Raw genomic sequence first — 26480 nt, 5'->3', positions numbered from 1 at the left:
CCCGCCCGCCCCGCAACGAAGTCCAGCGATCGAGGTCGCGGCCTTGACGGACCGGTCGGCGCGGGCGATTTCGGAACTCGTCGCGCCCACGAACTCCAGCAAGTAATCGGGCGACCCAGCAAATCGGCCCGCGAGCCGGTGCCCCGCTGGCTATCCTCGTGCAGTGCCATTCGCCCGCGCGATCGACGCCGACATCCACTACGAGGACAGCGGCGGGAGCGGCCCGGTGGTGCTGCTAGCACACGAATTCTTCATGGACCGGACCATGTTCGCGGCTCAGATGGCCGCGCTGGCACCGGAATTCCGGATCGTCTCGTGGGATGCCCGCGGCCACGGCCGCACCAGGGACGAGGGCTTGCCGTTCACCTACTGGACCGCGGCCCGCGACGCGCTCACCGTGCTCGACCACGTCGGCGCCGAACGGGCCGTGGTCGGCGGCACCGCGCAGGGCGGCTTCACCGCCCTGCGGACCGCGCTCATCGCGCCGGAACGGGTCTCGGCGCTGATCCTGATCAGCACCGAGGCGAACGGCCCGACCCCCGAACAGTCCGACGCCACCCAGAAGTTCCTCGAGGAGTGGTACGACGACGGCTCGCGCCAGCAGGCGGCGCACCAGCTCGCGTCCTGGCTGATCGGCAACGACAACTGGTACCGCACCATCTGGACCACCCGCTGGCTGCTGCGCGACTGCCGCGGTATCGAGGTGGCGGCGGGCTGTCTGCTCAGCCGGGACTCCGTGCTGGAGCGGCTGTCCGAAATCACCTGTCCCGCCTTGGTGATCCACGCCACCGACAGCGGCATCCCGCCCGACCGGGCCAGGCAGCTGACGCACGGCCTCACCGGCTCGACCTACGTCGAGATCGCGGGCGCGCGGCTCGCGGTCACCATGACCCATCCCGATCCAGTGAACACCGCGATGCGCCGCTTCCTGCGCGAACGCGTCGTCCCGAGCATCGCCCGCTGAAACGGTCGCGGCGAGCGCGGATTTCGCGACGCCGTGCGCTCAGCAGCGGACGCCCGGGCAATCAGCCGCGGACGCTGAGGCCGACCTTCTGGAACTCCTTGAGGTCGGAATAGCCCGCCTTGGCCATCGAACGGCGCAGGCCGCCAACGAGATTCAGCGAGCCGAACGGGTCGTCGGAGGGTCCGAACAGCACCTGCTCCAGGCTGGGGCGCACCGCATCGCCGGAACCCTCCTCCTGGTCCCATTCGACGCCGAGCAGCGAACCACGGGGCACCGAGGGGTGCGCGGCGGCCGAGGGCCAGTACCAGCCGCGGCCGGGCGCCTCGGCGGCCACCGCGAGCGGCACCCCGAGCATCGCGGCGTCCGCGCCGCAGGCGATCGCCTTGGCCAGCTGACCGGAGGTCTCGATATCGCCGTCGGCGATGACGTGCACGTACCGGCCGCCGGTCTCGTCCAGATAGTCGCGGCGCGCGGCCGCGGCGTCGGCGATCGCAGTGGCCATCGGCACGCCGATACCGAGCACCTCGCGGGTGGTGGTCGCGCCGGGGAACGAGCCGTAGCCGACGATGACGCCCGCCGCGCCGGTGCGCATCAGGTGCAGCGCGGTCCGGTGATCGCTCACGCCGCCCGCCACCACGGGCACGTCCAGCTCGGCGATGAAGGTCTTGAGGTTCAACGGTTCACCGTCGCCGACGTGTTCGGCGGAGATGATGGTGCCGTGCACGACCAGCAGGTCGACCCCGGCCTGCACCAGGGCGGGCGTCAACGCGCGCGCGTTCTGCGGGCTCACCCGCACCGCGACGGTCACCCCCGCCGCCCGCACCTGTGCGACCGCGGCCGCGAGCAGCTCCGGCTGCATCGGCGCGGCGTGCAGCTCCTGCAGCAGCGAGACGGCCCGCTCGTAGCCGCCCTTGCCGACCAGTTCGAGCAGTTGCTCGATCTTCGCGGCGACGTCCGCGTGCCTGGCCCACAGGCCCTCGCCGTTGATGACACCGAGTCCGCCGAGGCGGCCGAGTTCGATGGCGAACTCCGGCGACACCAGCGCATCGGTCGGGTGCGCGAGGAACGGGATCTCGAAACGGTAGGCGTCGAGCTGCCAGGACAGCGACACCTGCTTCGACGAGCGGGTCCGGCGCGAGGGGACGATATCGATATCGTCCAGCTCGTAGGTACGCCGGGCGGTCCGGCCCATGCCGATCTCGACCATGTCGCGCACGTTTGTACTCCTATCTATCGGCCGCGCGGGCGCGGCGTGTTCGTGGCCCCCTCGTGACTTGCGCGCGAGCCGTCGAGACTCGCGCGCGAGACGGGCCACGAACGGCGCTCGTGAGACTCGCGCTGTGGTGACCTTGTCCTGACCGGAGGTCGCGGCCCCAGGCTAGTCGCAGCCAGGTCAGCGGCCGCGCGGACACGGCCCGCCGGGCCCGTCATCGGGGTCCGGACGCGCCACCGCACCCGCTGTTCGCCCGGCAGCGCACCGCCGGGTTCCTACCTCCGCTAGCCGCGGCCGGTGTAGTTGGGGGCCTCGACGGTCATCGTGATGTCGTGCGGGTGGCTCTCCTTCAGACCCGCCGCGGTGATCTGCACGAACTGCGCGTCCTGCAGATGCGCGATGGACTGCGAGCCGGTGTAACCCATGGCCGCGCGCAGACCGCCGACGAGCTGGTGGATGACCTGGTTCACCGGCCCGCGGAAGGGCACCCGGCCCTCGATGCCCTCGGGCACCAGCTTGTCCTCGGCGAGCACGTCGTCCTGGAAGTAGCGGTCCTTCGAGAAGGACTTCGCCTGGCCCCGGCCCTGCATCGCGCCGAGCGAGCCCATGCCGCGGTAGCTCTTGAACTGCTTGCCGCCCACCAGGATCAGCTCACCCGGCGATTCGGCGGTGCCCGCGAGCAGTGAGCCCAGCATCACGGTGGACGCGCCCGCCGCGATGGCCTTGGCGATATCGCCGGAGAACTGGATGCCACCGTCGGCGATCACCGGCACACCGGCGGGCTTGCACGCGGCCACGGCCTCGAGGATCGCGGTGATCTGCGGTGCGCCGACACCGGCGACCACGCGGGTGGTGCAGATGGAGCCGGGACCGACGCCGACCTTCACCGCGTCCGCGCCCGCCTCGACCAGCGCGGCCGCACCGGCCCGGGTGGCCACGTTGCCGCCGACGACCTGGATCCGGTCGCCGACCTCGGCCTTGACCTTGGTGACCATCTGCAGCACCTGCGCCTGATGGCCGTGCGCGGTGTCGACGATGAGCACGTCCACGCCCGCGTCGGCCAGCGTCATCGCGCGCGACCAGGCGTCCTCGCCCACGCCGACCGCGGCGCCGACCAGCAGGCGGCCGTCGCGGTCCTTGGTGGCGTTCGGGTACTGATCGGTCTTGACGAAGTCCTTGACCGTGATGAGGCCGCGCAGCCTGCCGTTGCCGTCCACGATGGGCAGCTTCTCGATCTTGTGCCGGCGCAGCAGGCCGAGCGCCGCCTCGGCGGTGACGCCCTCCTGCGCGGTGATCAACGGCGCCTTGGTCATCACCTCTTCGACCCGACGGTTCTGATCGACCTCGAACCGCATGTCGCGATTGGTGATGATGCCCACAAGGGAACCGGTCTCGTCCACCACCGGCAGGCCGGAGATGCGGAACCGGGCGCACATGGCATCGACCTCGGCGAGGGTGTCCGACGGACGGCAGGTCACCGGATCGGTCACCATGCCCGCCTCGGACCGCTTCACCGTCTCCACCTGCGCGGCCTGATCGGCTGCTGCGAGGTTGCGGTGCAACACGCCCATGCCGCCGGCGCGGGCCATCGAAATGGCCATCCGCGCCTCGGTCACCGTGTCCATCGCCGAGCTCACCAGCGGGGTCCGCAACCGGATCTCCCTGGTCAGCTGGCTGGACGTCTCCACAGAACTGGGGATGAGATCCGAGGCGGCTGGCAACAACAACACATCGTCGAATGTGAGGCCGAGCATGGCGATCTTGTGCGGATCGTCACCACCCGTAGATGGGCGGACAGCAGTGCGTTCGCCCGATACGGGATTACTCATTCGGATCGACCCCTCCTGGACGTCGACAGCGAGCGGCGCCGGGGTCACCGGCGTCGTGCGCAGCTGATGGGATGGACTGGTGGCTCCGGATATCGTGTCGGGTGCTCGCCGGAGCCTGACACCATGGTATCTGTCCCGCAAACCCACCGACCAAGTGAGCCCACCGGGCGGCGCGGCCGACGCGAAACGCCCGGGCACGGGGCGACGGCGCGGACCGGTGACGGGTGGGTACCGGCGAAACTTGCGGCCCACATCGCTGGCGCAGACCACCCTGTTCTGCGTACCGTGGGGATGTGCGTGACCATCTACCACCTGGCTTGCCGCCGGATCCCTTCGCCGGAGACCCCTCCGACCCGTCCGCCGCGCTCGATGCCATCGAGCCCGGTGAGCCGCTGGATCCCCACGAGCGCCTCGCGGTCGAGGAGGATCTCGCTGATCTCGCCGTCTACGAGGCACTACTAGCGCACCGCGGTATCCGCGGACTCGTGGTCAGCTGCGAAGACTGTCGGCAGGACCACTACCACGACTGGGACATGTTGCGCGCCAACCTGCTTCAGCTACTGGTGGACGGCACGGTGCGCCCGCACGAGCCCGCCTACGACCCGACGCCGGAAGCGTACGTCACCTGGGATTACTGCCGGGGCTACGCGGATGCCTCGATGAACGAGGCGTTCCACGGCGACGGCTTCGACGGTTTCGACAGCTGAGCGTTTCGCTACCGCGCTTCGTCCCACCCGTGCCGCGTCCGAGGGCTCGGACCCGCGCTACAGCGCCCAGTGGCGCTGTGATTTTCGCCGCATAGATCTTCGCCGCGCAGCCCCCGCGACAACCCGGTCGGGCAGCCCCGAAAAGACAGAAAACCGACCGCCGTTCGGCAATCGGTTCATGTCTTGTTCGTTTGTGCTGCGACCTAGTCAGCTGGTGCTGGGCAAACCTGCCCCGGACGGCACGGCGAACGTCGGCCCCGAGTTGCCCGTCGGCGGCTTGGTCACCGGCTGGGTCGGCGCACCGTTCGAATCGCCGGTCGGCTCGACCACCGTGGGCCCGGACACCGTGGTGGGTGTCGCAGGCTGGGTGGTCGGCTCGACGGTCGGCGGCGGCGTGGTCACCGGCGGCGTGGTCGGTTTGTCGTCGGTCGGCTCGGTGGGTTCGGTCGGCTTGTCCGACGGATCGCCCGGCTTCGTCTGCAGGATCGAGGGGTCCGGCGTGGTCTGCACCGGCGGCACCGGCTTCGTGGGCTTGACCCCACTACTCGGCGACGGCGTGACCGGATCCGACGTGCCGTTGTTCAGCTGGTCGGCCAGGTCCTGACGCACCTTGGCCAACTCGGCGACGAGCCGGTTCCACTCCTCCATCGCCTCGGTGTGCTTCTTGGGGTCGCTGATCTGCCCGGCATTCTCCTTGGCCGCCGCCAAGCGCTGCTTGGCCGCAACGGGATCCTGCTTGACCAGCTTGCCTGCCTCGCTCAGATCGCTGTCGGTGCGCTGCACCACGGTGCTCTGCGCCTGCTCACTGAACACGACCTCTTTGAGCCGCCACAGCGGATCATCCGGCTCGGCGTTGTAGGAGAACGCCGTCATACCGCCGAAGACCAGGGCGAGTGCCGCCGCGGCCCCGAGGAGTGGGCGGACCAGCCGTAGTCGGCTGCTGCCCTGGCCCCTTATCTGTACCTGACGCGCACCGATCTCCTGATTGACCGCGGCCACGATCGCATCCAGATCGGGTGCGTCGGCCATCGGCGGAGCGATGAGCTCCGCGCGCCAGTCCGCGAGCAAAGCCGCGAGCTGATACTCCTCCGCGCTGTCGGTGCGCACCTGGCCATCGCTTGCGATGGCATCGATCAGCACATCGTCGCGGCGTACCGCGGCGATGTCGACCGGGCCGGTGTCCCCTGACGCGTCGGCGTAGGGACCGCTGTTTCGCGATCCAAGCCGCGCTTTCCAGTCGCCCCGACCGCGCCCGCCATCCCTAGCCATACATTTCACCTGCCCTCGCCACTTGAGACTTGAGTTTCGCGAGTGCCCTGTGCTGAGCCACTCGTATCGCGCCCGCCGTACTGCCCATGGCGACTGCGGTTTCTTCGGCTGACAAACCCATGACCAATCGCAGGATCAAGATCTCTCGATGTTTCTCGGGGAGTGTCGCGAGCAGACGGTTCATCTGCCTGCTCGTCTCCGATTCGAGAGCGCGTTGTTCCGGACCATGGTCGGTGGATATGACATCTGGTACTTCGGCCATCGCCTCCGCCTTGTTACGGGCGGCGTTGCGATGGGCGTCGGCGACCTTGTGCGAAGCGATTCCGTAAACGAAGGCCATGAAGGGCCTGCCCTGGTCTTGATACCTGGGCAAGGCGGTCATCACGGCCAAACAGACCTCCTGCGCAACGTCGTCCGCGGAGAGCTGCCCACGCTCCGCGGCTCCGATCCGCGCGCGGCAGTAGCGCACCACCAGCGGGCGGATCATCTCCAGTACCTGAGCTAAAGCGGATCTGTCGCCCTGCGCAGCGGCAGCGACGGCGAGGTCCAACTCTTCGCCCGTGTTCGTCATCGTCAGAGAGATTCCTGGCGTTACAAGTGGCACGGTCGGTGTTGACCGGTGCTTCCACCGAAGCGGCGGAACGGAACTAACAATAGCGATACAGCGCGCGGAACAAGGCAACTGGGAGCGCATGCGCGCACGAATTGCGCGCGGCCCCGCGGCCGCCCGGCGCGAACCTCATCCCACGGTCATCGGACGGAACCGCCCGCCACGTCGGACGATGGTCGCCGCGCAGTCCTCGGCCTCGGCGGTGGCGCCCGGGACGGACAGGCCGGCGCGCAGCATCGCGCTCGCCCAGCGCAGCGGCAGCAGGCCGTGTTCGCGGCACTGCGCGCCGACCTGTTCGGCGAGTTCTCGCGACCGGTCGTGTTCGTTTGCCGCCGCCGCGGCAGCGGCGACCAGCAGGCGGGACTTGACCCGATGCCGCACCGAGGGACTGTGCTCGGCGAGTTCGAGCGCGGCGGCCGCGTCGCGCCGCGCCGGCTCGACAAGGCCTGCGGCAAGCGCCGTTTCGGCGCCGACCCAGTGCCTGCGCAGGGCGGGACGCCAGCCGAGCTCTCCGCCGGGCAGCAGTTCGTCCACCCGTTGCAGCAGCCGCCAGGACAGCGCGAGGCGGCCGGTGCCGAGCGCGTCCGCGGCGAGACCGGTCAGTGCGTCGCAGATCGCTTCGGCGGCGGGGAAGCGATAGTGGGCGGGGTCCGCGCGGTCTCCCAGCGCTCGCGCCGAGACCAGCGCGGCCGCGCGACCGTCGTAGGCGGCGGCGCGGGCGTGCCAGCCGAGCTGGCGCAGCAGCGAACCCGTGGTGCTCGCGGCCAGCGAAAGCAACACCGGATCCGTGCTCGCGCCGCCGATAATTCGTAATTCCGCGCGCGCCGCCGCATAACGTCCCTGTCCACCCAGAATCACCGCTCGATACCACGAAGCGAGCGCACCGGGCGCGGTCGGCAACTCGGCAGCGGCGAGGCCCGGGCGGGCGCCGAACGCACCGTCGGCGAGGACCTCGATACGGGGATCTCCGAGCGGAGCAGGCACGAACACCGCCGAACTGTATACCGGGCCCACCCCGCGCAGTGACCGGGAGAAAGACTGCAAACAACCAACCGGCTACCGCACAGCATTTACGACGACTATGTCATGTTTCCGTCAGGTAAATCTCATCGCCGTAATCCTGCGGTGGCCGTGATCGTTATTCACACGCGTTTCGCGCAATTTACCTGGATGCCCCGTTTTCGCCATCTCGGCGCCGCACGCCGCACCGGCGGCCGGACGCCATCGTGACCGCCCCCACACCGGCCAGCTCCAGCTCTGAACGGTTCAGATCTCCAAAAACCCCACTCTACCTGCGAAAACGTGTCCATATCGCAGGCAGCAGCGACCGATGCGCCTCTGGTCAACCGATCAGTATCGCCGGAACCAATGCGAAAAGTAAACAGCTCAGAGGTTAAATTTCGCAGCCTAAGATTTGGAAAACTGCTGCGCCGAACTATTGACGGAATTTCGCGGCTGGACCTAACGTAGCTCATCGCCACAGTCGGCGCCGCGCGAAATTGCAGCGACCGCAACGGGCAGCACAGGGGCACTCGCCGACACAGCGCCGTGGCCTACAACTTTGCAGAACAACTGCTCGACAACGCTGACGAGCTCGCACCACGAGGAGTTCACCATGCCCATGCCCACCCACCTCCCCGGGCCGAACGCCGATGTCTGGGATTGGCAGATGCGAGGGTCCTGCCGTGGGCAGGACTCCGCCGTGTTCTTCCACCCCGACGGCGAACGTGGCCGCGCCCGTACCGCGCGTGAGATGCGCGCCAAAGAGATCTGCCGGGCCTGCCCGGTGCTGATGCAGTGCCGCAGCCATGCCCTCAAAGTCAGCGAGCCCTACGGCATCTGGGGTGGCATGTCCGAAACCGAACGCGAGATGCACGCCCGGCGCAATCGCCGCCGCATGGCGGTCTGATCGAAAAATTTTCCCATCCATGTGGCGCGGCGCGCCGAATCCCTAGCAAACAACCGGCAGGCGATATGCGGTCACCACCGCGGCGCCGCCGGCGCCAAAGGCCAGAAGCCAAATAACCTGACGAGCCCTGCGTTTCGCAGTTGATTTCGGCGTGTCACGGCGTGTCTCAGCTTGAGATGCTCCGGCGTGTCGAAGTTTTCCGCAAAGTCGCTGGGCCACAGTCGGTTTGCCGACACCCCAGTCGAAGGGAGGTCATAGCGGCCCGCTACGGTGGTGACCGATGACACAGAATGGAGCGTTGTGACAACGCGGCAGCCGGCCGCAGAGGGCGACTCGTTCCGAAGAGATGCCTTCCCACCCGGTGTGGATTCTGCGGTTACGGCCCGCGCCGCCGAAAGTATCGAGCTCGCCGCCTTGCTGGACAAGTGCGGCCAAGCCGACCAGGAAGCCTTCGCCGAGCTATACGACCGGACGTCCGCGCGCGTCTTCGGTCTGGTGCTGCGCGTCCTACACGACCCCGGATACGCCGAGGAGACGACCCAAGAGGTCTATCTACAGATCTGGCGCACCGCCGCCAGCTTCGACCCCGACAAGGGCTCGGCCGTGACGTGGTTGATGACGCTGGCACATCGGCGAGCCGTCGACCGGGTCCGCGCCGAGCAAGCGCACACCCAACGCGAGGTCGCCTACGGCATCCGGGTGCTCGGTAACGAATTCGACGAAGTGACCGAAGAGGTAGAGCGAAGGCTCGAACAGCAGGCCGTCCTCGACGGCCTCGCGACCTTGACCGAGACCCAGCGAGAAGCCATCTCGCTCGCCTATTACGGCGGGCGAACCTATGCGGAGGTAGCCCACTACCTTGGCGTAGGGTTACCGACCGTTAAGTCCCGAATTCGGGACGGATTGACACGACTCAAAAGAAGTTTGGGGGTGACGTGAGATGAACGAACGCCAGGTCGATCTCGCGCACACCGTCGCGCTCGGATCGATCGACGACGAAGACCACCATGAGGTGCAGGAACTGCTCGACACCGAGGACCCCGCGCTACGTGCGGAGTTCATCACCGAGATCCGGCGGACGCGCGAGGCCCTCGCGACGCTCGCCACTGCTACGGCCAGCCAACCGCCCGCAGCGTTGCGGAGTCGGTTGCTCGCCGCCATCGCGGCCGAACAGCCGCCCGTAGCCTCTTGAACACATAACAGCCACTCGCACACATAAAACGAAGGCCCCCGGACGATGTCCGAGGGCCTTCTCCGGTTCTGCGCCAGGGTCAGCTCAGTGGCTGTGCCCGTGGTGGCTGTGCTCCGGCGCCTCTTCGGCGGGCTTGTCCACGACCGCGCTCTCGGTGGTCAGGATCATGCGCGCCACCGACGCCGCGTTCACGACGGCCGAGCGGGTCACCTTCACCGGGTCGACGACACCGTCGGTGACCAGGTCGCCGTAGGTGAGGGTGGCGGCGTTGAAGCCGTCCTTGCCCTCGGCGACCTTGCTGACCACCACGGCACCGTCCACGCCCGCGTTGGTGGCGATCCAGAACAGCGGGGCCGACAGCGCGGTCCGCACCACCTCGACACCGACCGCCTCGTCGCCGGACAGCGAGTCGCGCAGGTCGCCGAGCTTGGCCGCCGCCTGCACCAGCGCGGAGCCGCCGCCGGGCACGATGCCCTCCTCGACCGCCGCCTTGGCCGCGCTCACCGCGTCCTCGACCCGGTACTTGCGCTCCTTGAGCGCCGTCTCGGTGGCCGCGCCGACCTTGATCACCGCGACGCCGCCGGACAGCTTGGCCAGCCGCTCCTCGAGCTTCTCGCGATCCCAGTCGGAGTCGGTGGCCTCGATCTCGCGCCGCAGCTGCGCGCTGCGCGCCGAAATGTCCTCGGCGGTACCCGCACCATCGATGATGGTGGTGTCGTCCTTGCTGACGACGACGCGGCGCGCCTTGCCCAGCACGTCGAGGCCGGCCTCGCGCAGCGTGATGCCCAAGTCCGGGTTGATCACGGTGCCCGCGGTAACGACGGCCAGGTCGTCCAGGAACGCCTTGCGCCGGTCGCCGAAGAACGGCGCCTTCACCGCGACGGCCTTGATCGTCTTGCGGATCGAGTTGACCACCAGGGTGGACAGCGCCTCGCCCTCGACGTCCTCGGCGATGATCAGCACCGGCTTGCCGGACTCGGCGATCTTCTCCAGCAGCGGCAGGAAGTCGGGCAGCGAGCTGACCTTCTCCCGGTGCAGCAGGATGTAGGCGTCCTCCAGCACGGCCTGCTGGGCGTCGACGTCGGTGACGAAGTACGGCGACAGGTAGCCCTTGTCGAACTGCACGCCCTCGGTGACGACGAGTTCGGTCTGCAGCGTCGAGGACTCCTCGACGGTGACGACGCCGTCCTTGCCGACGACGGTCAGCGCCTTGCCGACCATCTCGCCGATCTCCTCGTCCCGCGAGGAGACCGTGGCGACCTGCGCGATCGCCTTCTCGCCGGACACCGGGGTGGCCGCGGCCAGCAGCGCCTCGGCGACCGCGTCGGCGGCCTTGGCGATGCCCGCGCCGAGCGAAATCGGATTCGCGCCCGCGGCAACGTTCTTCAGGCCGGCCCGGACCAGCGCCTGGGCCAGCACGGTGGCGGTGGTGGTGCCGTCGCCCGCCACATCGTTGGTCTTGGTGGCGACGCTCTTGACCAGCTGCGCGCCGAGGTTCTCGAACGGGTCCTCGAGGTCGATCTCGCGCGCGATGGTGACACCGTCGTTGGTCACGGTCGGGCCGCCGAAGGCCTTCGCGAGCACGACGTGGCGGCCACGCGGGCCGAGGGTGACCTTGACGGCGTCGGCGAGCTTGTCGACGCCGCGTTCCAGAGCCCGGCGAGCGTTCTCGTCGAACTCGATCTGCTTTGCCATAAGTCCTATTCCTTGGATTCCAGGGCTTGAGATGCCACTGCCCCGGCCCCGCTCAGCGGAACCGGGGCAGTGGCACGACTAGATCCGGGCGGTCGGGTGGCAGCGGACCGTCACCACCGCGCGGAGCGCGGTCACTTGGTGACGACGGCCAGCACGTCGCGCGCCGACAGGATGAGGTACTCCTCGCCCTGGTACTTGATCTCGGTGCCGCCGTACTTGCTGTAGATGACGGTGTCACCTTCCTTGACGTCGACCGGGATGCGGTCACCCTTGTCGGTGACGCGGCCTTCGCCGACGGCGATGACGGTGCCCTCCTGCGGCTTTTCCTTCGCCGTGTCGGGGATGACCAGGCCGGAGGCCGTCGTCGTCTCGGCCTCGTTGGCCTGGACGAGGATCTTGTCCTCGAGCGGCTTGATGTTCACGCTCGCCACGTTGAGCCCTCCACTTTCAGGGGATTACCGGAACTGTTGTTCCGGACCATCGGTATCTGTATCGGTCACAGGTTCTTTCGAGCGACCTGCAAACAGTCGCAAGCGGTAGCCGACCCTGCGCACAGCCCCGTCGTCGCGGGTGCCGGGACCCCTGCTCAGTAGTCGAAACTGCCTGGCACAAGTACAGAGCACCGAGCGGACGGAAGTCCGGCCGGGCACGTCACACAGTGCCGACTAGCACTCTATACATGAGAGTGCCAGCGCTCAAGGCCGGGCGGTGCCAATTTCGGATCGCCATGCAGCCCAGGCGGTCGCGACACGCCCAACGCACGCTCGCGGGGGTTCCAAATAGATCCGGAAAACTGTAACGTTCGGATAACGGATTGTGACACTATTGACGACGGTCGCTGTCCGACCACTGTGTTCGTCCCGAACCAGTGCCGTCGGAGACCAGGGGTCGTCAACAGCAGGCACGTCGTCACGGCACTCGGCTTCACCGAATACCTCAGCGGCACCGAACAGTTCAGCGGCACCGAGCAGTTCCACGGCACCGACGCCCCGGAGCCCGCGAACCACCCGGCACCGGGGAACACCCAGCGTCACCAGAACTACGTCTCATCGAGAGCTGCACCAGAGAGCTAGCCACACGTGATCCACCGCCGGTCCCCGCGACCCACCGGACAACGGGACCGACCGGATTTCGGAGTCCGAACCGTGCGTCGACCACGACGATTCGGCAGTCCAGCGAGATGGTCGGCGACAACGAGTTGCTTACGAGAGCGAATACCCCAGCCGCACATGACCATCCGCTCGAAGGGAGGTGAATGAACATGCGAACATCCCTCGGCATCTCCGCCGGGTCCGAGGTCGTGTGCTCGGCACTGGTCGCCACCGCCTCGAACGGGGCGCAGAGCTTCGATTATCGGGTCGTCTCCGCCGACGCGGCGCATTCCGATCTCGGCGACCTGGTCGCCTCCTCGATCGAGTTGATGACCACCCAGCTGCCGACCACCCAGCTGGCCCACGACGTGGACTATCCCGTCGGCGCCCGGTTCGCCGGCGCGCGCCCGCGCAACCTCGAATCGCCGACCAGCAGGCCGCCCACCAGCGTCGCCGTCGCCTACCGGACCAAGGAGCAGGCGCAGGCCATCCGCTCGGCCACCGGCAAGCAGCGCGAACTGCGCCTGGTGCCCGAGGGCACCGCGGCACTCACCTACCTCCGGCACACCGGGCTGCTCGACCGCTACGAGACGGTCGCCATCATCGACCTCGGCGCGAGCGGGCTCACCGTCACCGTGGCCGACCAGGCCGACGGCACCGTGCTGCGGTCCGAACGCACCGGCGCGATCAGCGGCAACGCCATCGATGACCTGATCTACCACCATTTGGTCGACCTGCACTACGCGCGGCGCGGCACCCGGCCCAACCGCGGCATGCTGACCAACCGCGGCCGCGCGGCCAAGGAGCATCTGTCCATCGCGCCCGCCGTCACCATCGACCATGTCGCCGGGCAGCCGCTCAAGCTGACCAGGGCCGACTTCGAGGAGCTCATCGCCGACCTGCTCCGCGAGACCGCCGTCTTCGCGGCCGCGGTGTTCGCCCGGGCGCCCAAGTTCCCCGAAGCGGTGGCCGTGATCGGCGGCGGCGCCAATATCCCCGCCGTCGTGGACACCCTCGCCCACCAGCTCGACGTGCCGGTGTTCACGGTGGAAGATCCCGATGCCGTGATCGCGAAAGGCGCCGCGCTGGTTGCCGATTCGGTCCAGCCGTCGGTGATCCCGCTGGCCGCGCTCAGCAGTGACGCGCCGGTCGGCACGTTCACCAAGGTGGTCGGCACGCTCGCCGGTGCCATCGTCGTGGTCGGGCTGATCATCGGCTACGGCGTGAAGACGTTCGCGCCCACCTCCGACGACGAGGTCTCCCCCGCGGGCACCACCAGCAGCGCGTCCCAGCTGCCGCCCGCGCCGGGGAGCGTCGTCCCGCCGACAGGTGCGGGCACCGCCACCAGTGGGCGCACCCAGGAGAGCACCAACCGGCCGAGCGACGGCAACCTGCCCTCGATCACCCAGGACCGCGGGCAGCCGTCGAGCACGCCGGCCCCGTCCTCGGCCCCGCAGCCCAGCCCGCCCACCCTGCGGCCGGACCCGAACCTCCCGGTCATCCCGTTCCCCGAACTGCTCGGCCCGCTGTTCGGCAACCCGACCACGCCCCCGGGCGGTTCCTCTGGGCCGGACAAGCCCAAGCCCGGAGCCGCCCCCACCCCGACCCAGGTCCCGCCCACCGGCCAACGCCAGGCCCCCGCCCAATCCCAACTCCCGATCATCCCCCGCTCGAACTCCGGCTCCGCCCACATCGGCGGAACCGAGCAGCCGAGCCACTCGGACTGAACCGGGTTCGCTCGGGGTGCGCGCCCCGAAGGTTTCGCACCAACCAGGTCGGCATCCGCCCCACAGCCCGCGCCACTCTGAGCTCACGCACCACTTCTGCGGCTTCGCACCCGTTACGGCAGGCCACAACCGGTGCGGGAACACAGAACCCGTGCGACTTGGCTGAGACGCAGCCCCAAGTCGGCATCCGCCACCCCGGCCTGCGGCGATGGTCCCGCGCGTGGGTCCGACAAGCCGCACCACTTCTGACCTCACGCACCACTTCTGGGGCTTCGCACCCGCTGTGGCACGCCACAGCGGGTGCGGGAACGCAGAAGGGGTGCGGGGGTCAGCTGACGCGGCTTACCGAGACCGGGAGGCCGGGGTCGGTGGCTACGGTGAGGGCGGAGGGGGGTGCGCCGCCGGCGATCACGTGGGCACCGAGGGCGGCGATCATCACGCCGTTGTCGGTGCACAGGCGGGGTTTGGGCACGCGCAGGGTCAATCCGGCGGCGGCGCAACGTTCTTCGGCCATCGAGCGGATCCGGGAATTGGCGGTGGCGCCGCCGCCGAGCACCAGCGTGTCGACGCCGACGTCTTGTGCGGCACGGACGGCTTTCATGGTGAGCACGTCGGCGACCGCTTCCTGGAACGACGCGGCGATATTCGGGATGGGCAGGTCGGCGGCGGTCAGGCCGCTGCGCTGTGCCGCCTCGACGTAGCGGGCGACGGCGGTTTTCAGGCCGGAGAAGGAGAAGTCGTATCGGGCGTCTCGCGGGCCGGTCATGCCGCGCGGAAACGCGATCGCGCCGGGATCCCCCTGTGCGGCAGCGGCGTCCAGTGCCGGACCGCCGGGAAAGCCGAGCCCGAGCAGCCGCGCGACCTTGTCGAACGCCTCGCCAGCGGCATCGTCGACGGTGCTGCCCAGCTCGACGATGGGCTCGGCCAGATCGGTGACGTGCAGCAGGTGGGTGTGCCCGCCGGACACGAGCAGCGCGACGCACGGCGGCATCGGTCCGTGCTCCAGCGTGTCCACGGCGACGTGTCCGCCGAGATGGTTCAGCGCGTAGAACGGCACATCCCACGCCGCCGCATAGGCTTTCGCCGCCGCGACGCCGACCAGCAACGCGCCCGCGAGTCCGGGGCCGATGGTCACGGCCAGCGCGTCGGGCTTGGCGATACCGGCCACGGCGAGCGCCCGGCGCATGGCGGGGACGATCGCTTCCAGGTGCGCCCGGGACGCGATCTCGGGCACCACGCCGCCGAAGCGGGCGTGCTGATCGACGCTGGAGGCGACCTCGTCGGCGAGCAGCTCGCAGCTGCCGTCGGCGTGCCTGCGCACGATGCCGACTCCGGTTTCGTCGCAGGAGCTTTCGATGCCCATGATGATCACGAGAGCACCTCGTCCGGCAGGGGCAGGGCGCTCAGCGCGGGCCTGCGCATGGTGTAGGCGTCGGCGCCGCTGGGGTGGTAGTAGTTCTTGCGCAGGCCGATGATGTGGAATCCGTGCTTGGCGTACAACGCGATCGCGGGATCGTTGTCGGTGCGCACCTCGAGGAACACCGGTCCGCCGCGCTTGCCCGCTTCATCGAGCAGGGCTTCGAGCAGCCGGGTCCCGATACCGGCGCGCAGGTAGCTCGGGTCGACGCCGATGGTGTGCACCTCGGCTTCAGGGTGGCGGTCGTCACCGAGCAGCGCGATGCCGGCGTAGCCGACCATTCGCCCGTCGGCGTCGCGCGCGGTGATGTAGCGATTGTGTGCCGCAGCCAGTTCCGACTGGAAGGCGACCGCGTGCCACGGGTCGTCCTCCGGGAACAGCAGCTGTTCCAGTTCGACGCAGCGGTCGATGTCGGTGACGGCCATCGGTTCGATCCGGATGTCCACCGGTCTCACGCTCCCGTCCGGTCGAGGGTGCGGTAGCTCTTCTCGACGGCGTCGGGCCTGCGCAGATACAGCGGCACCAGCGGCTCGGGCACCGCGCGCGCGAGCACCGCGGCGGCGGCGACCGTGGCCAGGCCGGCCGGTGACGGCGTCTCCACCGGCAGTACCGGTAGGTCGAAGAAGTCGACGTGCGAGGCGGATCCGGCGATCACGGTGGCCTGTGCGAGATCGACCTCGCCGGGCTTGGCCACCTCCGGTCCCGCGACGCGCACGCCGTCGCGGTAGCGCGCCCAGTAGACCTCGCGGCGGCGCGCGTCGGTGACGACGAGCAGTTCGCTCTCGGGGGTGAGGTCCGCCGCGGCGTCGGCGGCGATGGCGTCGAGACTGCACACCCCGTAGACCGGCAGCCCGAGCGCGTCACCGAAGGCGGCGGCGGTCGCCATGCCGACCCGCAGTCCGGTGAACGGGCCGGGGCCGATGCCGACCACGACCGCCGCGAGATCGGTCCTGGAACGGCCTGCCTCCGTGAGACATTCGAGAATCTGCGGGGTGAGCACCTCGGCATGCGCACGCGGATCGACCCGCACACGGGAGGCGACCGTGCGCGTCTGGATCGGTGCTGCCTGCTCCAGTTCCACCAATCCCGCGGTCACGGCGGGTGTCGCGGTGTCGACACTTAATACCAGCATGATTGACCCAACGATACCGGGTGGTAGCTGCCGCCGGTGCGGAGCTACCAGGTAGTTAATCCACCCATTCCCATTCGGCGGTGCGCACGTCCGAATCCGGTTCGCGCGAGAGCTGCACCCACAGATGCCGGTCGGTCAGGTGCTCCACGACGCCGCGGCCCCACTCCACCACGACCACTGCCTGGTGCAGTTCGGTGTCGAGGTCCAGCGCGTCCAGCTCGTCGAGGTCGCCGCCGAGCCGGTAGGCGTCCACGTGCACCAGCGGCACCGCCCCTACCTGCGCACCTGCCCGATGCTGCCGGGCGATGATGAAGGTGGGCGAACTCACCCGGCCCTGCACCCCGAGCCCCGCCGCGATGCCGCGGGTCAGTGCCGTCTTGCCCGCGCCGAGCGGCCCGTCCAGCACGACCAGGTCACCGGCGCCGAGCCCCGCGGCCAGTTCCCGGCCGAGTGCCTCGGTGTCGGCCACCGTGGGCAGCGTGCGTTGCTGACGATCAGCCACTGGTCACCTCCGACGGGTGCGGTTCGAGCACGCCGGCGCGCACCAGCAATCGATCGAGCGCGTCGTTGACGATGTCCGGGAATTGCAGATGCGCCATGTGCGCGGCCTCCCGCAGGTGAATCAGCTCACTGGCCTTCAACTCTCGCGCCAGCGCGCGTGAGTTGCGGAACGGGATCACCAGATCGTGCGAGCCGCCGATGATCAGCACCGGCACCTGTGCCAGCGTGGGCAGTGCGGCCGACTCGTCGTGCAACTCGATGGCTTTCAGGAATTTCATGATGGTCTCGACCGGGGTGTCGTCGATCATCATCGTGGTGAACCGGGACAGCGTCGGGCTCACCGGTCCGTGGAACGAGCTGACGTGCAGGATCGGCGTGATCACGTGCCGCGCCGTGGTCCGGCCCGCCTGCACCAGCGCGGGCGCGGCGGCCACGGCCATCCGGAAGCCGTCGATGGCGGGATTGCGCAGCAGCTGGGTGATCCCGGCCGCGGTGACCTCGGCCGCCGCCGTGGACAGCAGTGCGATCCCGATCACCCGCTGCGCGAACAACTCCGGGAACTGTGCTGCGGCGGCCAGCACCGACATCCCGCCCAGCGAATGACCCACCAGCACCACCGGACCGGTCGGCGCGGTGGCCGTGATCACGGCGGCGAGGTCGCGGCCGAGCTGGGAGACGGTGCAGCGCTCGGTCGCCGAGGTGCCGGAGCGGCCGTGCCCGCGCAGATCGAACAGCACCAGCCGAGCCCGTGCGCCCCAGCGCTTTTCGAGGTCGCGGCGTTGAAAGTGGAACGACTCCATGGTGTTGCAGAAGCCGTGCACGAAGATCACCGTGACCGGCGCGTCCGCGGGACCGCATTCGCGGGTGGCCAAGCGCACACCGTCCTCGGTGTGCACGCTGCCCGCGCGGTCCTCGTCGATGAGCGCGAAGTTCTCGTCGCGATATTCGTCACGGCGGGCGGGCCAGAGCACCCGGGCGCCGGCGCGGCGCAGGGCGTGCGCCCCGGCCAGCGCGGCGACCACGCCCGCGGTGGCCAGACCGCCGCGGACCGCGGTGACCCGCCGTCTGCTCACCGGCCACCGCCTACATAGCGGCGAACCGACCGGCCGCGCGGCGAACACACCACCTCGTAGTGAATGGTGCCGAGCAGATCCGCCCACTCCTGTGCGCGCGGTTCGCCGGGACCGCCGCCGAACAGGACGGCCATATCGCCCTCCCGGACATTCGCCGCGTTGTCGCCGAGGTCGACCACGAACTGGTCCATGCAGACCCGGCCGACGTTCGGCCTGCGCGCCCCGCCCAGCCACACCTCGAAACGTCCGCTGAGTGGCCGGAATACGCCGTCGGCGTAGCCCACCGGGATCAGCGCCACCGTGGTGTCGCGCGGGGCGTACCAGGTGTGCCCATACGAGACGCCCTCGCCCGCCGCGACCTGCTTGACCAGCGCGACCCGGGCCTGGAAGGTCATGGCCGGGCGTAGCCCGAAGTCCTCGGCCACGGGGCTGTGCCCGTACATCGCGATGCCCGGGCGGACCATGTCGAACGCGAGGTCGGGGCGGGTCAGCGTGGCGGGCGAGTTCGCCAGGTGCACCAGTTCCGGTTCCAGGCCGTGTTCCTTGGCGACGGCGACCGCCTCCAGGAAGCGGTCGCGCTGCATGTCGTTGACCGGATGCGCGGGCTCGTCGGCGTTCGCGAGGTGGGAGAACAGCGCCCGGAACCGCATTGCCTGCGCGTCGACCAGCGTCCGCAATTCCGCGAGGGCCTGCGGATATTCGACCGGCGACAGCCCGTTGCGGTTGAGGCCGGTGTCGACCTTGAGCGAGACCGTCGCCGTCCGGCCGGTCTGCTCGGTCGCGGCGGCCACCGCGCGCAGATGATCGAGCGAGGACACCCCGATCTCGATATCCGCGCGAATCGCCGCGGCGTAGTCGGCGGCGGAGTTGTTGAGCCAGCTCAGAATAGGCGCGGTGATACCCGCGTCGCGCAACTGGACGGCCTCGGCGATCGTGGTGACGCCGAGCTCGGCGGCTCCCGCGGCCAGCGCCGCCTTGCCGACCTCGACCGCGCCGTGGTTGTAACCGTCGGCCTTGACGACCGCCATCACGGCGGCGTCGCCCGCGAGTTCGCGCAGGATCCGCACGTTGTGTGCGATGGCGTCGAGATCGACAACCGTCTCCACTTGCACTGTTCCGCCTCTCCGGGAGTTCAGGTGCCACCCTGGGTGGCGCGGCAACCGCGGCCGTGCCGTCAGACCGTGCCCGGCGAGTTACCCATGCGCTCCCGAAAGTTGTCACCGGTATTCGGCCCCGAGTCTATCGACCGGGAAAGTCCTGGTGGAGTCGGTGGGCACGGAGGTGGTCCGGGGCACAGCGCGCAGCGCGCTCTATCACGGCGGTGCGTGCGGGTCAGTCGACCTGGTCGGCGAAGGCGCGCAAGGTGCCGATCGCCGGACGGAGATGCTCGAGTAGGGGTGTCGCGGAGATCGGCGCGCCCACCGAGTGCCCCTCCTGGGCAGCGAGGTTGGCCGCCAGCGCGTGCACCCGGGCGGCGGCCGCCGCCGACCAGGCGGGATCGCGGCCCGCGGCGAGCAGCGCACCGAGAATGCCGGAAAGGACATCACCGGCCCCCGCGGTGGCGGCCCAGGACGCAGCCGCCTCGTTGACCAGGACCGGCGCGCCCGGGGTGGCCACGAGGGTGGCGCGCCCCTTCAACAGGACGGTGACCTGCCAGTCGTCGGCGAGCGAACGGACCGCACCGACCCGGTCCGGCCCGGCTTCGTGCCCGGTGAGGCGCGCGAATTCGCCTGCGTGCGGGGTCAATACCGTCGGTGCGGTGCGGGCCCGCACCAGTTCGGGCTCGGCGGCGAGCATGGTCAGACCGTCGGCGTCGACGACGACCGGCAGTTCGGTGGCGAGGATCTCGACGAGGCGGTTGCGGGCCTCGGCGTCGGTGCCCGCGCCCGGGCCGAACACCCACGACTGCACTCGGCCCACTTCCGAGACGTGCTGGGTGGCAATGACTTCGGGGAACCTCGCGAGCACGTCGGCGGCACCGGTGCCGGCATAGCGGACCATGCCCGAGGTCGCCGCGACCGCCGCGCCCGTGCACAGCACCGCCGCGCCCGGATAGCTCGCGCTGCCCGCGCAGATGCCGGTCACGCCCTGGGTGTACTTGTCGTCGGTCGCCGCCGGTATCGGCCAGTCCGCACCGATCGACCCTGGTTCCAGCGCGGCCAGATTCGGCCCGGGTAGTCGTAAACCGATGGGCACCAGCTCCGTTCGCCCGCAGTACGGCGCGGCGAGGACATGCACGGGCTTGTACGCGCCGAACGCCACCGTGACGTCGGCGCGGACGGCGGGGCCGGTGACCGCGCCGGTATCCGGGTCGACGCCGCTCGGCAGGTCCGCGGCGACGATCGGAACCCGCAGGCCCGCAACCAGTTCCGCAGCATCGGGCCGCAACGACCCGCGGCCGGAGATCCCGACGATGCCGTCGACCACCAGGTCGGGGCTGCCGATGTCCGCGCGCACCCGCCCACCGGCCTTACGCAGTGCCGCAAGGCCTTTCGCGTGCGCCCGCGCCGGGTTCAGCAGCACCGCCGCCACTTCGACACCGCGGCGGCGCAGCATCGATCCGGCCCACAGCGCGTCACCGCCGTTGTCGCCGGAGCCGACGAGCAAGGTCACCGCGCGACCGGCGACCCCGCCGGTGCGCGCCCGCAACTCCTCCGCGACGACATTGGCCAGCCCGTAAGCCGCGCGCTGCATGGGCACGCCGTCCGGGACGCGCGTGAACAGCTCGGCCTCCGCCGCGCGCACTTCGTCTGCGGTGAAATAGCCCCGCTGCGTGGACATGAGCGATCCTCCACTGGGTTGTTCGGTACGGCTGCCGCGCGGACCCGCAACGTCAGCAGACTACGCTTGGCCATCATGCCAATGGTCACGCGTCGCGCACGGTCCACGCAGGTCGCCACCGGAGTGGCGGTGCTGACCGCGGTGCTGGTGGCGGGCTGCGGCGGTGCCGATTCGAGCCCCGCCGCGACGACCACCAAGCGACCCGCGCATCCGGTGACCACCACCACCCAGCCCGCGGGCGATACGAAACCCGCCGCCGTCACCATCGATGTGCGCGACATGAAGTTCGCTCCCGGCGAAGTGACCGTCAAGGTCGGCGACACCGTCACCTGGCATTTCACCGACAAGGCCCCGCACACCGTGCAGGGCATCGGTGACAAGGCGATGGGCCTCAACAGCCCGATCATCGACAAGGGCGACTGGAGCTACACCTTCACCGCGCCGGGGACCTACCGCTATCTCTGCTCGCTGCACCCGGAAATGCGCGGCACCGTCACCGTGCAGTAGGACACGCCCCGAATAGCGCGCCACCCCAGCGCAATAGGCGCAGTTCCGCTCGACGCCGAGTCTCGTCGGCGGCGAGCGGAACATACGCGCGTCAGACCGGCCGGTAGGCGCGGGTGCGCGGACTCCGCGCCGACGTCGTGTTGAGCGCTTCGACCGCGGCCACCAGCGGGGCCAGCTCCGGGTCCGCCGCCGCTTGGCCGAGCGCACTGGCGAGCGCGTCGTCGTGGGTCGGGCGCGCCCGGTCCAGCAGCGCGAGGCCGGGCGGGGTGACGTCGGTGTAGATGCCGCGACGATCGTCGGGGCACAGGTAGCGCTGGAGCAGGCCGCGGTCCTCCAGCCGGGTGACCAGCCGGGTCGTCGCGCTCTGACTCAGCACGACCGCCTCCGCGACCTGGTTCATCCGTAGGTGACCGCCGGGACCGTCGTGCTGCCTGCTCAACACCACCAATAGCGAGTACTCGCGGACGCTCAGGTCGTGGCCGGATTGCAGGGCGCGTTCGATATGCGCCTCGATCCGATCGTGCAGCAGCGACAGTGCGTACCAGCCATCGGCCAAGCCGGTCAGGGCGGCATCCGCGGTCATGATCGTCCTTCCGCGTCGGGAGTGTCCTTCCAGGATAGATGAAGTTCGCAATAGCCCGCGCTTGCAATTATCACGCGCTTGCAATTATTGTTGACGCCCGTAAGGCTCAAGCGCAATCTCATGTGGAGGCTCTCGCCCATGCCGCTCGCACTCCTCGCCCTCACCCTCGGGGCCTTCGGAATCGGCACCACCGAATTCGTGGTCGTCGGGTTGCTACCCGACATCGCGGACACCTACGCGGTGTCCATCCCCACCGCGGGCCTGCTGGTCACCGGATACGCGCTCGGCGTGGTGGCCGGCGCGCCGCTGATGACCGGGCTCGGCACCCGCGTCTCGCGCAAACGCATGCTCCTCGGCATGCTGCTGCTCCTGGTCGCGGGCAACGTATTATCCGCCGTCGCACCGACTTTCGGGCTCATGCTGACCGGCCGGATCGTCGCCTCGCTGGCACACGGCGCGTTCTTCGGCATCGGCGCGGTGGTCGCGGGCAGCGTGGTCCGCCCCGACAAGCGCGCGGGCGCCATCGCGATCATGTTCACCGGCCTCACCGTGGCAACCATGGTCGGCGTGCCCGTCGGCACCCTGCTCGGCCAGCAGTTCGGCTGGCGGCTCACCTTCCTGATCGTCGCGCTGGTCGGACTGATCGGGCTGCTCGGCGTCGCGCTGCTGGTGCCGGAACAGCCCGCGCCGCAGGACGCCCGGCTGCGCACCGAGCTCGCCGTGTTCCGCAATCCGCAGGTGCTGCTCGCGATGGCCATGACGGTGCTCGGGTTCGGCGGCGTCTTCGCGGCGATCACCTACCTCGCCCCGATGATGACCGAGGTCACCGGTTTCGCGGACAGCTCGGTCACCTGGCTGCTCGTCCTGTTCGGCCTCGGCTTCTCCGCGGGCAACCTGATCGGCGGCAAATTCGCCGACCGGCACCTGATGCCGATGCTCTACCTCACGCTCGGCGGACTCGCCGTGGTGCTCGCGCTGTTCACCCTCACCGCGCACAACAAGGTCACGGCCGCGGTCACGATCGTGCTGGTCGGCGCGCTCGGGTTCGCGACCGTGCCGCCGTTGCAGAAGCGCGTCCTCGACCAGGCTTCGGGCGCACCGACTTTGGCGTCGGCGGTCAACATCGGCGCGTTCAACCTCGGCAACGCCGTCGCCGCGTGGCTCGGCGGACTGGTCATCGCCGCGGGCTTCGGCTACACCGCACCGAACTGGGTCGGGGTCGCGCTGGTGGTCACCGCGCTCGGCCTGGCCGTGTGGTCCGGTGCCATCGAACGCCGGGCCGCTGCCGAACCGACCCCCGCGCTGGTGCCGGCGAGCTGAGCCGCACTCGATCGATCCGGCGGCGACCTGGTAGTCGCCGCCGGATTCGCGTCATACCTGGCGAAAGTTGTTGCTGCCCAGCCACACACGTATTGGTGCGACGCCGTTGGACTACTCGACCGTGACGGACTTGGCCAGGTTGCGCGGCTTGTCCACGTCGTAACCGCGGGCCTGGGCCACCTCGGCCGCGAAGATCTGCAAAGGGACCGTCGACAGCAACGGCTGGAACAGCGTCGGCGCGGACGGGATCTCGATCAGGTCATCGGCGAACGGCCGCACCGTGTCGTCGCCCTCCTCGGCGATCACGATGGTGCGCGCGCCGCGCGCCTGGATCTCCCGGATATTGCTGAGCAGCTTGGAATGCAGCACCGCGCGACCCTTCGGCGACGGCATCACCACGATCACCGGCAGACCGTCCTCGATCAGCGCGATCGGCCCGTGCTTGAGCTCACCGGCCGCGAAGCCCTCGGCGTGCATGTACGCCAGTTCCTTGAGCTTCAGCGCGCCCTCCAGCGCCACCGGGTAACCGACGTGGCGGCCCAGGAAGAGCACCGTCTGGACATGAGCGAGCTCCCGCGCGATGGCCCGCACCTGCGGCCCGGTCGCCAGCACCCGCTCGACCAGCTTCGGCATCGCCTCCAGTTCGGCGAACTCACGGGCCACCTCGTCCGGATACTTGGTGCCCCGTGCCTGCGCCAGCGCCAAGCCGACCAGGTAGTTCGCGGTGACCTGCGCCAGGAACGCCTTCGTCGACGCGACGCCGATCTCCGGGCCGGTCCTGGTGTACAGCACGGCATCCGACTCGCGCGGGATCTGCGCGCCGTTGGTGTTGCAGATCGCCAGCACCCTGGCCTTCTGCTCCTTGGCGTGCCGCACCGCCTCGAGCGTGTCGGCGGTCTCGCCCGACTGCGAGATCGCCACCACCAGCGTGGAACGATCCAACACCGGGTCGCGGTAACGGAATTCGCTGGCCAGCTCCACCTCGACGGGCAGCCTGGTCCAGTGCTCGATCGCGTACTTGGCGAGCAGGCCCGCGTGGTACGAACTGCCGCAGGCGACGACGAACACCTTGTCGAAGTCGCGCAGTTCCTGATCGGCCAGGCGCTGCTCGTCCAGCACGATCCGGCCCGCACCGTCCTGATCCTGGCTGAAATGCCCGATCAGCGTGTCCGCGACGCCCGCGGGCTGCTCCTCGATCTCCTTGAGCATGAAGTAGTCGTGGCCACCCTTTTCGGCCGCGGCCAGATCCCAGTCGATCGTGAACGGGCGGGTCCGCGCGACCGCGTCGACCCCCGCGAAATCGGTGACCGTGTAGGTGTCCGCGGTGATCACCACCGCCTGGTCCTGCCCGAGCTCGACCGCTTCGCGGGTGTGCTCGATGAACGCTGTGACATCGGAGGCGATGAACATCTCGCCCTTGCCGACACCGACCACCAGCGGGGTCGAGCGGCGCGCCGCGACGATCATCTCCGGATGGTCCGCGTGCGTGAAGACCAACGTGAACGCGCCCTCCAACCGGCGCAGCACCGCGAGCGCGCTCGCCGCGAAATCGCCCGCCGTCGGGCCCGCGGCATAAGCCTGCGCGACCAGGTGCACCGCGACCTCGGTGTCGGTGTCGCTGCGCAGTTCGACCCCGGCGTCCTCCAGTTCGCGGCGCAGCGGGGCGAAGTTCTCGATGATGCCGTTGTGCACCACGGCGACCTTGCCGCTGTGGTCGCGATGCGGGTGCGCGTTGCGGTCGGTCGGCGCACCGTGGGTCGCCCAGCGGGTGTGCCCCATACCGGTGGTTCCCGCGAACCGCGCCACCCCGACCTCGGCCAGTTCGGCCTCCAGGTTGGCCAGCTTGCCCGCCTTGCGTTCCACCGCCAACGCGCCGGTGCCGTCGACGATCGCCACGCCCGCGGAGTCGTAGCCGCGATATTCCATGCGGCGCAACGCGTCAACGACAACGCCGAGCGCGTCCCGGTATCCGACGTACCCCACGATTCCGCACATGGCTCACCAGAGTACTTATCGGATAACGTTCTCGTCGTGTCGGCGTCTGTGAAATCGCTTCTGAGCACCTTGACCAGCCGCGGCCCCCATCGGGTGCTGCGCGGCAACCTGGCCATCGCCGGGCAGCCCGGGGTGGTGTTCACGCCGGAATCCGGACTCAACCTGCCCGCGGTAGCGTTCGGCCACGGCTGGTTGACCGGCGTCGCGCACTACCGCACCCTGCTCGAGCACCTGGCCTCCTGGGGCATCGTGGCCGCCGCCCCGGACACCGAGCGCGGGCCGATCCCGTCGCACCTCGGCCTGGCCACCGACCTGCTGACCACCCTGAACATCTGCACCGGGGTGCGGCTCGGGGACGGCTCGATCAGCGTGCATCCCGAACGCCTCGCCCTGGTCGGCCACGGCATGGGTGCGGGCGCCGCCGTCATCGCGGCGAACCAGCGGCAGGTCGCCGCCGTCGCCGCGCTGTTCCCCGCGCCGACCGCCCCGGCCGCCGAGAAGCTCGGGGCCGACATCGACACGCCCGCTCTCATCCTCGCCGGAGCCACCGATATCGCCTCGGTCAGCTCCAACGCGCTCCCCCTGGCCGCCACCTGGGGCGGGCCCATGGTGTTGCGCGCCATCGACGGCGCCTCCCACACCGGCATCGTCGAAGGTCGCCGAGTCCTGGCCGCCGTCGGCGCGGGCAAGCACGAATCGAAGACCGCCCGCACCACCCGCGCCCTCCTCGCCGGCTACCTGCTCGCCAAACTGTCCGGCGACAAGACCTACCGCATCTTCGCCGACCCCGCCGCCGACATCCCCCACACCACCGTCATAGATCCCAACGCCAAAGAGGAAACCCCAGCCCCCAAACTCAAAGTCGGCCAACTGGCTGCACTCCTCCGCCGCTGACCCGCAGGGCAACACCCCACGGCTGGACCGTGCACGTTCACAGACCTTCTCGACACCTCACACACCAACAC

The 26480-nt window shown here is 69.4% G+C and carries 25 protein-coding genes; 9 read left to right on the top strand and 16 right to left on the bottom strand.

Translation table 11 applies throughout. From position 1 onward, the window contains the following. The first annotated feature begins 163 nt into the window (after window positions 1–163). Window positions 164–964, top strand: a complete 801-nt coding sequence (locus TY25_RS34490; RefSeq protein ID WP_042263462.1) for an alpha/beta fold hydrolase — start codon at window positions 164–166, stop codon at window positions 962–964. Between the two features lie 61 nt (window positions 965–1025). Here the strand turns inward: TY25_RS34490 and TY25_RS34485 are convergent, their stop codons facing one another. Both TY25_RS34485 and guaB read right to left on the bottom strand, forming a co-directional pair. Continuing rightward, window positions 1026–2180 (bottom strand): GuaB3 family IMP dehydrogenase-related protein, encoded by a 1155-nt coding sequence (locus tag TY25_RS34485; RefSeq protein WP_042263459.1) that lies wholly within the window; start codon window positions 2178–2180, stop codon window positions 1026–1028. A gap of 281 nt (window positions 2181–2461) precedes the next feature. After that, window positions 2462–4006 (bottom strand): IMP dehydrogenase, encoded by a 1545-nt coding sequence (gene guaB / locus TY25_RS34480; RefSeq protein ID WP_081869290.1) that lies wholly within the window; start codon window positions 4004–4006, stop codon window positions 2462–2464. A 293-nt stretch (window positions 4007–4299) separates the two neighbouring features. Here guaB and TY25_RS34475 point away from each other — a divergent pair, with 293 nt between their 5' ends. Then, window positions 4300–4713, top strand: coding sequence for a DUF5319 domain-containing protein (locus tag TY25_RS34475; RefSeq protein WP_011207424.1), 414 nt, complete (start codon window positions 4300–4302; stop codon window positions 4711–4713). A gap of 207 nt (window positions 4714–4920) precedes the next feature. Here the strand turns inward: TY25_RS34475 and TY25_RS34470 are convergent, their stop codons facing one another. The 3 genes from TY25_RS34470 to TY25_RS34460 all read right to left on the bottom strand — a co-directional run bounded on the left by TY25_RS34470 (window position 4921) and on the right by TY25_RS34460 (window position 7582). Beyond that, on the bottom strand, window positions 4921–5982 hold the full coding sequence (locus TY25_RS34470; RefSeq protein ID WP_042263456.1) for an anti-sigma-D factor RsdA: 1062 nt from the start codon (window positions 5980–5982) through the stop codon (window positions 4921–4923). Beyond that, a complete protein-coding gene (locus tag TY25_RS34465) occupies window positions 5975–6553 on the bottom strand; it encodes a sigma-70 family RNA polymerase sigma factor (protein ID WP_014981830.1) in 579 nt (192 codons plus the stop codon). The genes TY25_RS34470 and TY25_RS34465 overlap by 8 nt, the downstream gene beginning before the upstream one ends. 168 nt (window positions 6554–6721) lie before the next feature. Continuing rightward, window positions 6722–7582: a hypothetical protein gene (locus TY25_RS34460; RefSeq protein WP_081869289.1), complete on the bottom strand. Its 861-nt coding sequence runs from the start codon at window positions 7580–7582 to the stop codon at window positions 6722–6724. Window positions 7583–8207: 625 nt separating this feature from the next. On the opposite strand from TY25_RS34460, the gene TY25_RS34455 reads away from it, so the two are divergent. The 3 genes from TY25_RS34455 to TY25_RS34445 all read left to right on the top strand — a co-directional run bounded on the left by TY25_RS34455 (window position 8208) and on the right by TY25_RS34445 (window position 9693). After that, a complete protein-coding gene (locus TY25_RS34455) occupies window positions 8208–8501 on the top strand; it encodes a WhiB family transcriptional regulator (RefSeq protein WP_014981828.1) in 294 nt (97 codons plus the stop codon). A gap of 363 nt (window positions 8502–8864) precedes the next feature. Continuing rightward, a complete protein-coding gene (locus TY25_RS34450) occupies window positions 8865–9440 on the top strand; it encodes a sigma-70 family RNA polymerase sigma factor (protein WP_014981827.1) in 576 nt (191 codons plus the stop codon). Between the two features lies 1 nt (window position 9441). Continuing rightward, window positions 9442–9693 (top strand): RskA family anti-sigma factor, encoded by a 252-nt coding sequence (locus tag TY25_RS34445; RefSeq protein ID WP_029903660.1) that lies wholly within the window; start codon window positions 9442–9444, stop codon window positions 9691–9693. Between the two features lie 84 nt (window positions 9694–9777). Here the strand turns inward: TY25_RS34445 and groL are convergent, their stop codons facing one another. Both groL and groES read right to left on the bottom strand, forming a co-directional pair. Next, a complete protein-coding gene (gene groL / locus TY25_RS34440) occupies window positions 9778–11388 on the bottom strand; it encodes a chaperonin GroEL (protein WP_042263454.1) in 1611 nt (536 codons plus the stop codon). Window positions 11389–11519: 131 nt separating this feature from the next. Beyond that, window positions 11520–11819 carry a co-chaperone GroES gene (gene groES, locus TY25_RS34435; RefSeq protein WP_014981824.1) on the bottom strand — a complete coding sequence of 100 codons (300 nt, stop codon included), beginning with the start codon at window positions 11817–11819 and terminating at the stop codon, window positions 11520–11522. A gap of 830 nt (window positions 11820–12649) precedes the next feature. On the opposite strand from groES, the gene TY25_RS34430 reads away from it, so the two are divergent. Beyond that, window positions 12650–14206, top strand: coding sequence for a DUF7159 family protein (locus TY25_RS34430; protein ID WP_042263556.1), 1557 nt, complete (start codon window positions 12650–12652; stop codon window positions 14204–14206). Window positions 14207–14534: 328 nt separating this feature from the next. On the opposite strand, the gene tsaD is transcribed toward TY25_RS34430, so the two are convergent. From tsaD to TY25_RS34395, 7 genes are all read right to left on the bottom strand, one after another. Beyond that, a complete protein-coding gene (tsaD, locus tag TY25_RS34425) occupies window positions 14535–15578 on the bottom strand; it encodes a tRNA (adenosine(37)-N6)-threonylcarbamoyltransferase complex transferase subunit TsaD (RefSeq protein ID WP_042263452.1) in 1044 nt (347 codons plus the stop codon). After that, window positions 15575–16069: a ribosomal protein S18-alanine N-acetyltransferase gene (gene rimI / locus TY25_RS34420; protein WP_088607034.1), complete on the bottom strand. Its 495-nt coding sequence runs from the start codon at window positions 16067–16069 to the stop codon at window positions 15575–15577. The genes tsaD and rimI overlap by 4 nt, the downstream gene beginning before the upstream one ends. A 5-nt stretch (window positions 16070–16074) precedes the next feature. Next, window positions 16075–16755: a tRNA (adenosine(37)-N6)-threonylcarbamoyltransferase complex dimerization subunit type 1 TsaB gene (gene tsaB, locus TY25_RS34415; RefSeq protein WP_042263450.1), complete on the bottom strand. Its 681-nt coding sequence runs from the start codon at window positions 16753–16755 to the stop codon at window positions 16075–16077. A 55-nt stretch (window positions 16756–16810) separates the two neighbouring features. Continuing rightward, entirely contained in the window at window positions 16811–17257 is a 447-nt protein-coding gene (gene tsaE, locus TY25_RS34410) for a tRNA (adenosine(37)-N6)-threonylcarbamoyltransferase complex ATPase subunit type 1 TsaE (protein ID WP_042263447.1), read from the bottom strand. After that, a complete protein-coding gene (locus tag TY25_RS34405; protein WP_042263445.1) occupies window positions 17250–18329 on the bottom strand; it encodes an alpha/beta hydrolase in 1080 nt (359 codons plus the stop codon). The genes tsaE and TY25_RS34405 overlap by 8 nt, the downstream gene beginning before the upstream one ends. Then, a complete protein-coding gene (gene alr, locus TY25_RS34400) occupies window positions 18326–19489 on the bottom strand; it encodes an alanine racemase (protein WP_042263443.1) in 1164 nt (387 codons plus the stop codon). The genes TY25_RS34405 and alr overlap by 4 nt, the downstream gene beginning before the upstream one ends. 172 nt (window positions 19490–19661) lie before the next feature. Then, window positions 19662–21110 (bottom strand): NAD(P)H-hydrate dehydratase, encoded by a 1449-nt coding sequence (locus TY25_RS34395; RefSeq protein WP_042263442.1) that lies wholly within the window; start codon window positions 21108–21110, stop codon window positions 19662–19664. A gap of 75 nt (window positions 21111–21185) precedes the next feature. Here TY25_RS34395 and TY25_RS34390 point away from each other — a divergent pair, with 75 nt between their 5' ends. Continuing rightward, window positions 21186–21617: a cupredoxin domain-containing protein gene (locus TY25_RS34390; RefSeq protein WP_226887061.1), complete on the top strand. Its 432-nt coding sequence runs from the start codon at window positions 21186–21188 to the stop codon at window positions 21615–21617. 91 nt (window positions 21618–21708) lie between these two features. On the opposite strand, the gene TY25_RS34385 is transcribed toward TY25_RS34390, so the two are convergent. Next, on the bottom strand, window positions 21709–22200 hold the full coding sequence (locus tag TY25_RS34385; protein WP_029903680.1) for a MarR family winged helix-turn-helix transcriptional regulator: 492 nt from the start codon (window positions 22198–22200) through the stop codon (window positions 21709–21711). 138 nt (window positions 22201–22338) lie between these two features. Between TY25_RS34385 and TY25_RS34380 the strand changes: the two genes are divergently transcribed. Next, window positions 22339–23520: an MFS transporter gene (locus TY25_RS34380; protein ID WP_042263438.1), complete on the top strand. Its 1182-nt coding sequence runs from the start codon at window positions 22339–22341 to the stop codon at window positions 23518–23520. A gap of 111 nt (window positions 23521–23631) precedes the next feature. Here the strand turns inward: TY25_RS34380 and glmS are convergent, their stop codons facing one another. Continuing rightward, complete coding sequence (gene glmS, locus TY25_RS34375) at window positions 23632–25515, bottom strand: glutamine--fructose-6-phosphate transaminase (isomerizing) (RefSeq protein WP_042263436.1); 1884 nt, start codon at window positions 25513–25515, stop codon at window positions 23632–23634. A 36-nt stretch (window positions 25516–25551) separates the two neighbouring features. On the opposite strand from glmS, the gene TY25_RS34370 reads away from it, so the two are divergent. Continuing rightward, complete coding sequence (locus TY25_RS34370; RefSeq protein WP_042263435.1) at window positions 25552–26409, top strand: dienelactone hydrolase family protein; 858 nt, start codon at window positions 25552–25554, stop codon at window positions 26407–26409. Window positions 26410–26480: the final 71 nt, after the last annotated feature.

It is taken from the genome of Nocardia brasiliensis NBRC 14402, from assembly GCF_000308475.2.
In the GTDB taxonomy this organism is placed as follows: Bacteria; Actinomycetota; Actinomycetes; order Mycobacteriales; family Mycobacteriaceae; genus Nocardia; species Nocardia brasiliensis.
Note: the sequence above shows the minus strand (reverse complement) of the source record. Positions and strands in the feature narration are given on the sequence as shown.

What these genes read in the sequence shown, in the direction of transcription:
- TY25_RS34470 (WP_042263456.1), bottom strand. Translation starts at nt 5,982, where the DNA reads ATGGCTAGGGATGGCGGGCGCGGTCGGGGCGACTGGAAAGCGCGGCTT.
- glmS (WP_042263436.1), bottom strand. Translation starts at nt 25,515, where the DNA reads ATGTGCGGAATCGTGGGGTACGTCGGATACCGGGACGCGCTCGGCGTT.
- TY25_RS34390 (WP_226887061.1), top strand. Translation starts at nt 21,186, where the DNA reads ATGCCAATGGTCACGCGTCGCGCACGGTCCACGCAGGTCGCCACCGGA.
- TY25_RS34380 (WP_042263438.1), top strand. Translation starts at nt 22,339, where the DNA reads ATGCCGCTCGCACTCCTCGCCCTCACCCTCGGGGCCTTCGGAATCGGC.
- TY25_RS34430 (WP_042263556.1), top strand. Translation starts at nt 12,650, where the DNA reads ATGCGAACATCCCTCGGCATCTCCGCCGGGTCCGAGGTCGTGTGCTCG.
- TY25_RS34395 (WP_042263442.1), bottom strand. Translation starts at nt 21,110, where the DNA reads ATGTCCACGCAGCGGGGCTATTTCACCGCAGACGAAGTGCGCGCGGCG.
- TY25_RS34445 (WP_029903660.1), top strand. Translation starts at nt 9,442, where the DNA reads ATGAACGAACGCCAGGTCGATCTCGCGCACACCGTCGCGCTCGGATCG.
- tsaB (WP_042263450.1), bottom strand. Translation starts at nt 16,755, where the DNA reads ATGCTGGTATTAAGTGTCGACACCGCGACACCCGCCGTGACCGCGGGA.
- groL (WP_042263454.1), bottom strand. Translation starts at nt 11,388, where the DNA reads ATGGCAAAGCAGATCGAGTTCGACGAGAACGCTCGCCGGGCTCTGGAA.
- TY25_RS34465 (WP_014981830.1), bottom strand. Translation starts at nt 6,553, where the DNA reads ATGACGAACACGGGCGAAGAGTTGGACCTCGCCGTCGCTGCCGCTGCG.
- TY25_RS34455 (WP_014981828.1), top strand. Translation starts at nt 8,208, where the DNA reads ATGCCCATGCCCACCCACCTCCCCGGGCCGAACGCCGATGTCTGGGAT.
- TY25_RS34385 (WP_029903680.1), bottom strand. Translation starts at nt 22,200, where the DNA reads ATGACCGCGGATGCCGCCCTGACCGGCTTGGCCGATGGCTGGTACGCA.
- guaB (WP_081869290.1), bottom strand. Translation starts at nt 4,006, where the DNA reads ATGAGTAATCCCGTATCGGGCGAACGCACTGCTGTCCGCCCATCTACG.